The sequence below is a fragment of the Actibacterium sp. 188UL27-1 genome, from assembly GCF_016901225.1.
Classification (GTDB): Bacteria; Pseudomonadota; Alphaproteobacteria; order Rhodobacterales; family Rhodobacteraceae; genus 188UL27-1.
In genome coordinates this window covers 1-12,566 of sequence record NZ_JAFEUL010000026.1, presented here as the reverse complement: position 1 = coordinate 12,566, position 12,566 = coordinate 1, and the positions used below count along the sequence as shown (strand labels likewise).

Here is a 12,566-nt window from a genome sequence, read left to right as displayed (position 1 = left end):
GGTGGGCAATGACAATGACACAAAAATGGCAATAATCGCAGATTGTCGTGACAAATGGGTGGGGTGGCACTGATGCTGTACCGTGAGGCCGGAGATTTCAAAACATCCTATGTCGCCGACGGGCAGACCTTTCCCATCGCGTTTGACCGCTACAGGTACTATGCCGTTCTGGTGGTGGCACTGGCGATCATCCCGCTGTTCATCAACGACTACTATGTAAACGCTGTGTTCCTGCCGTTCCTGATCTATTCGATCGCGGCGATCGGGCTGAACATCCTGACGGGATATTGCGGGCAGGTCAGCCTGGGAACCGGCGGGTTCATGGCTGTGGGCGCCTATGCCTGTTACAAGCTGATGACGGCCTATCCGGATGTGAACATCCTGTTCCACGTTCTGGCTGGTGGGATCGTGACGGCCTGTGTGGGGATCCTGTTTGGCCTGCCATCGCTGCGGATCAAGGGGTTCTACCTGGCTGTGGCGACGCTTGCGGCGCAGTTCTTTCTGGTTTGGCTCTTCAACCGGGTGCCGTGGTTTTACAACTATTCCGCCTCCGGCCAGATCAGCGCGCCAGAGCGCACGTTGCTGGGCATGGCAGTGACCGGGCCCAATGCCGATGCGTGGCTGCGCTACCTGTTTTGCCTGATCTTCTTGATCGGGGTAGCCTGGATTGCCCGCAATCTGACCCGCGGCACGACGGGCCGGACCTGGATGGCGATCCGCGACATGGACATCGCAGCCGAGATCATTGGGGTGAACCCCCTGCGCGCAAAACTCAGCGCTTTCGCCGTCAGCTCGTTCTTCATCGGCATTGCGGGGGCGCTGTTCTTTTCCGTCTATCTGGGCGCGGTCGAGGTGGGGGAGGTTTTTGGCATCCAGAAATCCTTCCTCGTGCTCTTTATGATCATCATCGGCGGGTTGGGCAGCATCTTTGGCAGCCTGGCCGGTGCCGCATTCCTGGTCCTGCTGCCTGTGCTGCTGAAAAACATTCTGGTGGGCGGCTTGGGCTGGCCCACGGATCTGGCGGCGCATCTGGAATTTGTGATCATCGGCGCGTTGATCATCTTTTTCCTGATCGTCGAACCCCACGGCCTGGCGCAGCTTTGGCGGTTGGCAAAGGAGAAACTGCGCCTTTGGCCGTTCCCGCACTAGGCGGCGGCCCACTAAAAACCAAATATATCTAGGGAGAACATGCATGAAACTTAAACTCGCAACCGCGACCCTGACCGGCCTTTTGATGGCGACGCCGGTCCTGGCGGACCTGGTCTTTCCGTCGCTCAGTTACCGGACGGGCCCCTATGCGGCGGGCGGTATTCCGTTTGCCGATGGCTATGCCGATTATTTCACGTTGCTGAACGAACGTGACGGCGGCATCGGGGGCGTTCCGGCGCGCGTTCTGGAATGCGAAACCGGCTATAACACTGAAAAAGGCGTGGAATGCTACGAATCCACCAAGGGTGAGGGCGCGCTGGTCTATCAGCCGCTGTCCACCGGCATCACCTATCAGTTGATCCCGAAAGCCACCGCTGATGGTATCCCACTTCACACGATGGGCTATGGCCGGACCTCCGCCGCCAATGGCAAGATCTTTTCGAATGTCTTCAACTATCCCGCCAACTATTGGGATGGGGCATCGATCACCGTGAATTACCTGTTGGAGCAGAATGGTGGCAGCCTGGACGGCAAGAAGATCGCGCTGATCTACCACAACTCTGCCTATGGCAAGGAGCCGATCCGCACGCTGGAGAAGCTGTCGGAAAAGCATGGTTACGAGTTCACCGCCATCGCCGTGGATCACCCGGGCCAGGAGCAGAAATCCCAGTGGTTGCAGATCCGGCGCGAGCGTCCGGATTACGTGGTCATGTGGGGCTGGGGCGTGATGAACCAGGTCGCCGTGCAGGAAGCTGCAAATATCCGCTTCCCCATGGAGAACTTCATCGGCAATTGGTGGGCCGGATCCGAGAATGACGTGATCCCTGCAGGGGCTGCCGCCGATGGCTATAAATCACTGAACATGCACAATATCGGCGCCGATTTCCCGATCTATGACGACCTGAAAACCCATGTCTTTGACGCGGGTAAGGCTGCGGGTTCCGGCGATCAGACCGGTACGGTTCTGTACAACCGCGGCCTTTATGCGGCGATGTTGGCGGCCGAGGCGGCCAAGAAGGCGCAAGAGATCCACGGGGTTGAGGAGATCACCGCCGCGATGATGCGCGACGGTATGGAGGCGCTTGAGATCACCGAGGAGACGATGGCCGAATTGGGCATGCCAAACTTTGGCCCGGCTTTCGCCGTCAGCTGTGAAAACCACGGCGGATCCGGACAGGCCAAGGTGCAGCAATGGGATGCCACTGCCAAAACCTGGAATGTCGTGACCGACTGGATCGACAGCGACAAATCGGTAATCGATCCGTTGGTCGAAGAAGACAGCCAGGCCTTTGCCGCGGAGAACAACATCGCCGAAGGGTGTTCGTAAAGACCTTTCCCCTGCCGCGCCGGGCGTGGCGGGGGTATTCGATCACGCGGCTGGATCAGGCCGTTATCCATGACCGTGCGCTGGGAGCTGGACCCGTTTGGTGGGCCCGGCCTCCGCAAGAGGAGAGCGACGATGCTTGACGCCAGGACAGAGACCGACACCCTGCTGGAGGTCAACAATATCGAGGTGATCTACAACCACGTGATCCTGGTTCTGAAGGGCGTCAGCCTGAAGGTGCCCAAGGGTGGGATAACCGCGCTTTTGGGTGGCAATGGTGCGGGCAAGACAACGACGCTGAAAGCTATCTCGAACCTGCTGCATTCGGAGCGGGGCGAGGTCACCAAGGGATCGATCCTCTATCACGGTGAACCTGTTGCGGCGCAGAATCCGGCGGATCTGGTGAAGCGTGGGGTCATTCAGGTGATGGAGGGCCGACACTGTTTTGAGCATCTGACGGTCGAGGAAAACCTGCTGACCGGTGCCTATACCCGGCGCGCGGGCGGTGGGACGGTCGCCGAGGATCTGGAAAAGGTCTACACCTACTTTCCCCGCCTGAAAGAGCGGCGCAAAAGCCAGGCGGGCTACACATCGGGCGGAGAGCAGCAGATGTGCGCCATCGGGCGCGCGCTGATGTCCAAACCCGAGACCATTCTGCTGGATGAGCCCAGCATGGGTCTGGCCCCGCAATTGGTGGAAGAGATCTTTGGCATCGTGAAGGATCTGAACGAGCGCGAAGGCGTGTCATTCCTGCTGGCCGAGCAGAACACCAATGTCGCCCTGCGGTTTGCGCATTATGGGTATATCCTTGAATCCGGCCGCATCGTCATGGACGGCCCGGCGGCCGAATTACGCGAGAACCCCGACGTCAAGGAGTTCTACCTCGGCATGAGCGAAGAGGGCCGCAAGAGCTTCCGAGACGTCCGCAGCTACCGCCGCCGCAAACGCTGGCTGAGTTGATCGGTTAAGCCCGCAAAGGGCGCGCGTGAGACAAAATGGCTGAATATACATTCTCGGCGGCCTGTGGCTCCTGTCACGCGGAATATACGCGGGCGCTTTCGAAATATGAGGCGGCCTTTTTCGACAGCTTGGACATCGACACGCACTGTCCCCATTGCGGTCAGAGGCCAAAACTCTCTCGTCACAGCCTGCCTGACATCGACCTGGAGCTTCTAGAAGCGTGGTTCGCTGATGAGAGCTTAGTTTTTATGATACAAGATGAGGACCTTATCATCGCGGTTACACCGCTTCCCATCTTGCGAGCGGCGATTGGGGACGATCCCGCGCGCGCGGCCAGACTTGCCGAGGCCTTGGCCGTTAAGTTCTACGACGATTTGGTTGAGAGTGATGAAGAGCGTCGCTGGCTGGCAGATTTCCTGCGCAACAATGGGGAACTGTGGCGTCCCGTCGCCATGGATTACATCGTTCGGGGCGTCGATAAGCGCTTATGATCTGGCAACCAACCGCCGACCTCGAATGTTGCGGAACCTCAAACCCGTCTCGCCCGCCAACTTTCGGCATAGACCCGGCCAACATGGCCCGCTTGTCAGATGGCTATCGGATAACCGCGGCAGTTCCGCCATAGTGATTTGAGCTTAAGCCTGGAAAGACATGCACGATGACATCTTATTTCGACAATCTGGAAACACGAAGCGCGGATGAGCGGGCGGACAGCTTGGCGCAGTGCCTTCCGGCTCAGGTCTCGACGGCCAAGGGTTTGGCTGGGTATGGGGCGACTTTGGCTGAGGTGGATCCTGCGGTTGTGACCGGAATGGAGGCCTTGGCGCAGTTGCCGGTGCTGCGGAAAGCTGCGTTGGGGGAGGCACAGGGGAAGGCCGCCCCGCTGGGGGGTTTTGCGGTGCCTCCGGTGACGGGGTTCGACCATGTTTTTCAGTCGCCTGGGCCGATCTACGAGCCTGGCATGGCCTCCCATGACTGGTGGCGGGTGGGGCGGTTTCTTCATGCCGCCGGTGTGGGAAAAGGGGATATCGTTCAGAACTGTTTCAGCTATCATCTGACACCTGCTGGCATGATCTTTGAAAACGGGGCGCGAGCGGTGGGCGCTACCGTCGTTCCTGCGGGGACGGGCCAGACAGAGATGCAGGTCCAGGCCGCGGCGGCGATAGGCACCACGGCCTATGCGGGTACGCCGGATTACCTGAAGGTCATCCTCGACAAGGCCGACGAGATGGGTGTGGCGCTTGGCATTACCAAGGCCACGGTTGGGGGTGGCGCACTCTTCCCCGCACTACGCCAGGCCTATGCAGACCGTGGTATTCAATGCATGCAGAACTATGCCACCGCCGATCTGGGCAATATCGCCTATGAAAGCCCGGCGATGGAGGGGATGATCGTTGATGAAGGTGTCATCGTGGAGATTGTGACCCCCGGCACCGGTGACCCCGTGCCAGAGGGCGAGGTGGGCGAGGTCGTGGTGACCACGCTGAATCCCGACTACCCGCTGATCCGCTTTGCCACCGGCGACCTGAGTGCCGTCATGCCGGGTACCAGCCCCTGCGGTCGCACCAATATGCGCATCAGGGGCTGGATGGGTCGTGCCGACCAGACGACCAAGATCAAGGGCATGTTCGTGCGCCCCGAACAGGTCGCGGCCCTCGTCGCGCGCCACCCCGAGATTGACCGTGCCCGGGTCATCGCCACCCGGGACGGGGATCAGGACGCCATGACGGTGCAGATCGAAACCGATGCCACCGATGCCGATGCCTTTTTGCAATCGGTGATCGATACGCTGAAACTGAAAGGCGCCATCGAACTGGCCGCCCCCGGTTCCCTGCCCCGTGATGGTAAGGTGATCGACGACCAGCGCAGCTACGACTGAAAGGACAGGCCCATGCAGATCCTGAAACACCTTATGGCGACCGTCGCTCTGGCGAGTCTGATGGGCACAACCGCGCTGGCCGACAAGGCGCTGCTGTTAGGCGTACCAGAAGACCGGACCCGCGTGCTGGGCACCCGCATTGGCGACATCTCTGGTACGTTGCGCGATGGGGGCTACACGGTGATCGAGGCCGATGCACGCTCGATCAATGTCATGCATGAAACGCTCAGCCGGATGTTGAACCGGATCGATGACGAGCAGCGTGTGCTGTTCTACCTGAACGGTTCATTCGTGCGGTCGGGCAACCAGACCTGGCTGATCGCGGGCAATACAAATGACCGGCCCGATCTGGCCACCATCGGCCGATATGGCCTGTCCGTGGATACGGTGCTTGAGATTGCGGCGCGCATCCCCGGTGGCGCCATCGTGCTGCTAGGCGATACCGAGGATGCCCCGGATCTGGGCGACGCGCTGGTCGAAGGCTTTGCCCGGTTTGACATACCGCAGGGGGTTAGCGTGATCCAAGGGCGCGCCGATGATATCGCGCGCTTTGCCTCGAACGGGTTGCTGGATGCCGAAGTCGGGCTGAAAACGGCGATTGACGGCGCGGATGGCCTGACGGTGCGTGGCTTTGTTTCGGACCGGGTTGTGGCCATTACCGAGACGGGTATCAGTGGCGGAGAGATCCCCCCGGTGGCGCCCCAAGCGGCTGAAGTGGAGCGCGCCATTTGGGAAGCGACCCAGGCACAGGATACGGTCGAAGCCTATGAGGGTTACGTCCGCCGCTACCCCAATGGTCAATTCGCCGATGAAGCGCGCAAGCTGATTGCAGCGATTGAGGCGGAACCCTTTCGCGTGGAACGGTTGGCCGAAGAGGGGCTGAACCTGAACCGCGATGCACGGCGCGAGATCCAGCGCGACCTGACCATCCTGAATTACAAGCCGCGCGGCATCGATGGAATCTTTGGCAACGGCACCCGCGCCGCGGTGGAGCGCTTTCAAACCAAGAACGGCTTTCCCAAGACGGGCTTTCTGAACGATCTGCAGATCCGCCGCCTGTCACTGCAGGCTGAGCAACGCACGGCGGAACTGGAGGCAGAGGCCGAACGCCGGCGCCTGGATGCGGAGCGCCAAGATACGGCCTATTGGAATGCGTCAGGGCGGGCTGGCGATGAGGCCGGCTTGCGCACGTACCTGAAACGCTATCCCGACGGGCTGTTCTCTGACGTGGCGCAACAGGGGCTCGATAAGTTCGAGGCGGAAAAACGGGCCGCCGCCGAGGCGGAAGAGCGCGCAGCCTGGGAAGCCGCACGCGAGGCTGGAACCGAGGACGCCTATCAACGCTATCTCAATTCCTTCCCGCGTGGTGCGTTTGTGGCCGACGCCCAGGCAAGCCTGGCCGCTTTGCGCCAGGATGACAGTTCGGAACGTCAAGCTGCCGAAAAGGGTGAAAGCGCGCTACACCTGCCCGGCATCTCCCGCGTTTTGATCGAAAAACGGCTGGACCAGCTTGGGCTGGAACCTGGCCCTGCAGATGGGACCTTCGACGACAATACCCGCAAGGCGATCCGCCGGTTTCAGCGGGATCGGTCGCTGGACATCACCGGCTATCTCAACGAGCAAACGCTGGTGCGGATCCTGGCCGATGTGGGCATCACGATCCAACGGAACTGACGGCAGAATGTTGGTCTAGGTGGCCCGAAGCCTCGTCTTTCTCCAATCGGACATTTGCAACCGTTTCAATGTTCGAGAGGTGCGAGATCACAATCCGATTGGGGCAGTTCGCGGGTGCGCTTAGAGACGATGGTCAAACCGCTGCTCTGTTTCGCCCAAAACGTCACCGCTTGTCTGCAAGTGACGACCTGCATACTGCCTGTCACAACGCCCGATCCTGTCTGCCCCTTGTAGGACGAAGGTTGGCGTCCTCCACTTGGATCGCGACGACGGGACGGTTTAAGGCTGCAAGCATCCACTCCGCGAAGGATTTAAGCTGGCGTCGTTTCTTTCCACGCATCCAGTATGAAACGGCTGGTCATCAGATCCAGATGAGCGCCGCCGCCATTCTTGAAAACGGTTATCTCATCGTCGCTTTGGCGTTTCATCTGGTCCAACTGGTAATAATCAGCGATCACGTCATCTGGGGTGATCACCTCCTTGGCGATGGGCGTCTTGAGTTCGCCAATATGCTCGATGGTCGATGCGCGGCTGTCGACAAACAACCGTCCCCGCCGCAACACATCATCGTCCGCCTCGCGCATGTCTGGCCGGTAGGCACCGATCAAATCAACGTGCTGACCGGGCTGCAGCCATTCGCCCCTGATCACCGGATCGGTCGACATGGTGGCGCAGGTGATGATGTCGGCTTGTGCGACCGCCTCAGGCAGGCTGGGTTCCACCCAAATACCGGGATGCGTTTCCGCAAAGGCCTGCGCCCCGGCCAGGGTTCGGTTCCAGATCGAAAACTCTGCAGCAGGAAACAAGGCGCCATAGGCCGCAGCAAGCGAATGCCCTACCGTCCCCGCGCCGACAATCAGGATGCGGCGGCTATCTGCACGGGCCAACTGGCGCGCACCCAGCAGACTGTCCCCGGCGGTCTTCCACTTGGTCACCAGATGGAAATCGACAATGGCCTCAAGCGTGCCATCACGGTCCGAAAATAGGTTCACCGCCCCGCCAATCGTGGGCTGGCCGGTTGCGGCATTCCCGGGAAAGATCGTCGCGCATTTGACGGCCAACCCCATCCCTTTGATCCAGGCAGAGCGGTTGAGCAGCGTGTTGTCGCCCTGGTACAGGAATACGTCCGCGACTTCGGCTTTGGACAGCTTGTGCCCTGCCACAAAGGCATCGATCAGCGCCAACCAGTCGAGGCAGCGTTCACCCTCATCAAAAGGAATTACGATTGTCATGTGCGCGACCTCTCCAGCGTTGTTCATTGGTCCAGATATCGCCGATTGTGTACACTTTTGGGAACACATCAGCAGGATCACGCGGATAATGGTCATCCGGTAAATCCACATCTGTTTTGCAAGCGACGGCACAATGACGGGCTTTGTCAGGTTGACCGGGGATATGCAGAAGGAAGCGTGTGACGTTTGGGCGCAACAGAACGACGGTTTGGTCATGGACAGACAGAGGCATTTGCGTCTGCCGAGGCGATTTGAACCGGCCCAGCCAGTGCCCTCTCATGGTTTGATCGCAAACCATGAGAGGGACGTTTTCCCGTTATCGCGTGTGCCTGTCCGATGCTTCAGCGCGATTGTTCAAGCCCTTGTTTCATATGTGCGGCGACGTGCGACCCGAACTATGCATCCAAGCGCGAGCTCACCGTCACACGAAGCTTAGCCAACGGATCCCCAACATCCAGACTGGCTTTGCCGTGCATGACATGGCCGAGGGGTAAGGGATGGATGCGGGGCGGGTCGTACAGTCCAATTCGCTCTAGGGCCGTGCGCCGATGGTTCGCTGCGGGCCGGATGGGTGGCCATCAGAAAAATGATCGACCTGACAAAGATAATCAATTTGATCTTTGAGCCAGACAGCCATCCTGTGTTGGGAATTCATGTGTGACGGGGAACTCAATTGCAACTTTGGACACGCGGCTGGGTGTTGATATCGGGGTAACCTTTACCGACGTTGTCTTGGAGCGGAAAGGCCGGTCCTATTCAACCAAGGTGCTAACCACCTATGCCGCGCCGGAAAAAGCCATCATCGACGGAAGGCCGGCATCCAAGCATCCGAAGTTGATCAGATCATTCACGGTACCACCCTGGCCAGAAATGCGCTGATCGAACGCCGCGGGGCAAAGACGGCGTTGATCACGACCGAAGGATTTCGCGATGTTATCGAAATGCGGACCGAAAGCCGGTTTGAGCAATACGATCTGAACCTGAACTTGCCTGAGCCCCTGTTGCCCCACCAAATGCGTTTTACGGGTCCGGGGCGGGTTGATGCAAACGGGCAGATCCTTGTGCCCCTGAACCGCACGGATGTTGAGGCGATCGTGGACCGGATCGCGGAGGCTGGGTTCGCCTCGGTCGCGGTGGGACCGATCCATTCCTATCTGAACCCGACGCATGAGGAGCTTGTGCGTGAGGTGTTGACCGAAAAACCACCCAGTGTTTCCGTTTCGATCTCGTCTGAGGTTTCGCCCCAGATGCGGGAATATGACCGCTTCAACACGGTAGTGGCGAACGCCTATATCAAGTCGTTAATGGCGTCTTATCTGGGGCGGCTGGAAGACCGGCTAAAAGATGACGGCGTCGATTGCCGGGTTTTCCTGATGCATTCCGGGGGCGGGATCATCTCTATCCAGAACGCGGCTGAATTTCCTGGACGTTTGGTTGAGCCGGGGCCTGCCGGTGGTGCTGTTTTCGCGGCCGACATCGCCGCACGTTACGGGTTAGACACGGTGCTAAGCTTTGACATGGGTGGGACCACTGCCAAGATCTGCCGGATCAAGAACCAAACACCTAAAATCAGCCGCGTCTTCGAGGTCGCACGGACCTACCGGTTCAAGAAAGGTTCCGGAATGCCGATCTCGATCCCTGTGATCGACATGGTCGAAATTGGTGCAGGCGGCGGCAGCCTGGCGCACGTGGATGCGCTGCGCCAGATCCGGGTTGGTCCGGAGAGCGCGGGATCAGAGCCCGGCCCAGCCTGTTATGGGCGCGGCGGCGCGCGGCCTGGCGTGACAGATGCCGATCTGGTCTTGGGCAAACTTGACCCCGATAACTTTGCCGGTGGGTCGATCAAGCTGTATCCAGAGCAGTCAAAGACCGCGCTATCCACCCATGTGGGCACCACGTTGGATATGGATGCGGTTGAGAAGCAGCCTTTGGCGTGGCGGAGGTGATGGATGAGAACATGGCCAACGCGGCCCGGGTTCATGCCGTTGAAAATGGGGAGGACCCGTCAGAATACACAATGATTGCTTTTGGCGGGGCGGCCCCGCTCCATGCTGGGCGGTTATGCGAAAAGCTGGGCGTTGACCGCTTGTTGGTCCGGCCGGGGCTGGTGTCGGGTTCCTGCGCGCGCCGTTTTAGTTCGAGGCGAACCAGTCCGTCTATATGAAACTGTCGGACTTTGACCCCGAGCGGATCAAGTCCCTGCTGAGCGATCTGCAGGCCGAAGCCACCGGGTTTGTGCGCGCCGGCGACGCTGACAGTCCCGTCTTGTCAGAGTTCAAGGTCTACATGCGCTATAGCGGGCAAGGATGGGAAATCCCCATCGACCTTACCACGGCACAGGCCATCGATCCTGATGCAGCCACCTTCCAGGCACGTTTCGGGGAGGACTATACAAGGCTCTTCGCGCGGCCTGTGGCGGGGATGGACATCGAAATCACCGTCTGGTCGGTCAATGCCACCACACCATCGGAGGACGTGGCGCGGACCGAGACCAATAAAGGTACAGGTACCGCATCGATGGACGGAACCCGTCGGCTGTTCGACGCAGCGCAGGGTGCCTATACCGATGCGACCATCGTGCTGCGCGATGCCATGCAGCCCGGCCAACGGGCGCTTGGCATAGCAGCAGTAACGGAGGCGGAAACCACAATTATCATCCCCGCCAGTCGTGATGCGATCCGCCAACCCGACGGCTGCATCGACGTGGTGGTAAAAGGATCAGCCGATGGCCAATGAGCACTCGAATGTCGCCTTTCAGATCATGTGGAACCGCCTGATTTCAGTCATTGAGGAGCAAGCGCAGGCCCTGGTGCGGACCGCATTTTCAACCTCGGTCCGCGAGGCTGGCGATTTGTCGGCGGGCGTTTATGACATCCACGGCAACATGCTTGCACAAGCCGTCACGGGCACGCCGGGCCATGTGAACGCGATGGCCGATGCCGTGGCGCATTTCATCCGCCGGATCGGGCGTGACAATATCGCGGAAGGCGATGTCTACATCACCAATGACCCCTGGGAGGAGGCAGGCCACCTGCATGACATAACCATGGTCACGCCGTCCTTCCGAGGGGGCGTTTTGGTCGGGTTTTTCGCTTGCACGGCGCATGCCGTGGATATCGGGGGATGCGGCTTTGGCGCGGATGCGCACAGCGTCTATGAAGAAGGTCTTTATATCCCGATCATGAAATTCGCCGACAGGGTCAAGGTCGACGAAACGCTGATGCGGATCATCCGCGGCAATGTGCGTGAGCCTGATCAACTGATCGGAGATATCTATGCGTTGAGCACTTGTAATGAGATCGGCCACCGTCGCTTGATCTCGATGATGAACGAATTTGACCTGAGCGATCTGGACGGGATCGCCACCTCTATCCTGGATGACTCCCGCCGTGCCACCATCGCGCGGATCGCGGCGCTGCCGCAAACCTCTGCTTTGGGCGAGATGACGATGGACGGCTTTGATGTGGCGATCACGCTGAAGGTAAAGGTGTCCGTTGCGGGGGCCGGATCGTCACCGATTTTTCTGGAACATCGCCGCTGGACAAGAAGGGGATCAGCTGCCCCTTGGTCTATACCAAAGCCTATGCCTGCTACGCCTTGAAGGTCGCGATTGCGCCGGAAATCCCCAACAACGCAGACTCTCTTACGCCATTTGAGGTGGTTGCGCCCGAAAACTCCATCGTACATGCAATGCATCCTGCGCCCGTGGCGTTACGCCATATCGTGAGACATTTCGTGCCCGATGCGGTCTATGACGCCTTTGACAAGATCTTGTCCCGGCAGAAGGGGCGGGTCGTGATGGCCTTTCCCGGTGGTGCGGGTATGGTGACCCCTCCGAACGCCCTTATGACCAGGTCAAACCCGACCTTGCGCGCGGCTATATTTCAGCCGACATCGCCGAAGTGGAGGACGCCGTTGCAAACGGAAAGACCGTCTGACGCCAAAACACCCCCAAACACCGCGGTCATCCAGCCATGATGTGAACATCACCTATGGGAGATCGTGGGATCGTCGATAACAGAGTTCCTGATGGAAAACGCCGATTTCAATGGATCCGTCCCCGTCATGAATCGCGACAGGAGCTACGAGATTTGATCCTTATCTCACACTAATTCGTGTGTGCGGAAGCGGAGCTGGATGGGTGCGCAACCTCAGCTAAGTGTATTTTACTGCCAAGGAGAGCTTCGCCCATATTTTATGTAAAAATGAAGAGTGCAGGTAGAGGGTAAGCGCCCGGTTTTTACCGCAGCGACTGGTTTTTGAGGCGTGCGATGATGTCTGGCTCGGCGACGAAGTCATCGAGGAAGCTGTGCCATTCCTTGATGGAGACGCGCGCGTTTGCGAGGAT

The 12,566-nt window shown here is 59.3% G+C and carries 7 protein-coding genes and 2 pseudogenes; 8 read left to right on the top strand and 1 reads right to left on the bottom strand.

Translation table 11 applies throughout. The features are described from left to right. The first annotated feature begins 72 nt into the window (after window positions 1-72). The 6 genes from IU397_RS21225 to IU397_RS21200 all read left to right on the top strand — a co-directional run bounded on the left by IU397_RS21225 (window position 73) and on the right by IU397_RS21200 (window position 6,986). The gene (locus IU397_RS21225) at window positions 73-1,149 is read left to right on the top strand and encodes a branched-chain amino acid ABC transporter permease (protein WP_204417483.1); all 1,077 of its coding nucleotides are present in this window, start codon (window positions 73-75) and stop codon (window positions 1,147-1,149) included. Between the two features lie 43 nt (window positions 1,150-1,192). After that, window positions 1,193-2,476: an ABC transporter substrate-binding protein gene (locus IU397_RS21220; RefSeq protein WP_204417482.1), complete on the top strand. Its 1,284-nt coding sequence runs from the start codon at window positions 1,193-1,195 to the stop codon at window positions 2,474-2,476. Window positions 2,477-2,608: 132 nt separating this feature from the next. Next, window positions 2,609-3,433 carry an ABC transporter ATP-binding protein gene (locus IU397_RS21215; protein WP_204417481.1) on the top strand — a complete coding sequence of 275 codons (825 nt, stop codon included), beginning with the start codon at window positions 2,609-2,611 and terminating at the stop codon, window positions 3,431-3,433. A gap of 35 nt (window positions 3,434-3,468) precedes the next feature. Beyond that, window positions 3,469-3,924 (top strand): hypothetical protein, encoded by a 456-nt coding sequence (locus IU397_RS21210; RefSeq protein WP_204417480.1) that lies wholly within the window; start codon window positions 3,469-3,471, stop codon window positions 3,922-3,924. Between the two features lie 167 nt (window positions 3,925-4,091). Further along, window positions 4,092-5,312 carry a phenylacetate--CoA ligase family protein gene (locus IU397_RS21205; protein ID WP_204417479.1) on the top strand — a complete coding sequence of 407 codons (1,221 nt, stop codon included), beginning with the start codon at window positions 4,092-4,094 and terminating at the stop codon, window positions 5,310-5,312. 12 nt (window positions 5,313-5,324) lie between these two features. Continuing rightward, entirely contained in the window at window positions 5,325-6,986 is a 1,662-nt protein-coding gene (locus tag IU397_RS21200) for a peptidoglycan-binding domain-containing protein (protein ID WP_204417477.1), read from the top strand. 311 nt (window positions 6,987-7,297) lie between these two features. Here IU397_RS21200 and IU397_RS21195 read toward each other — a convergent pair whose 3' ends face one another. Then, complete coding sequence (locus tag IU397_RS21195; protein WP_204417476.1) at window positions 7,298-8,218, bottom strand: ornithine cyclodeaminase family protein; 921 nt, start codon at window positions 8,216-8,218, stop codon at window positions 7,298-7,300. A gap of 672 nt (window positions 8,219-8,890) precedes the next feature. Between IU397_RS21195 and IU397_RS21190 the strand changes: the two are divergent. Beyond that, window positions 8,891-10,954: pseudogene (locus tag IU397_RS21190) on the top strand (hydantoinase/oxoprolinase family protein). Beyond that, a pseudogene (locus tag IU397_RS23680) lies at window positions 10,944-11,992 on the top strand (hydantoinase B/oxoprolinase family protein); the annotation flags it as partial. The pseudogenes IU397_RS21190 and IU397_RS23680, both read left to right, overlap by 11 nt. Window positions 11,993-12,566: the final 574 nt, after the last annotated feature.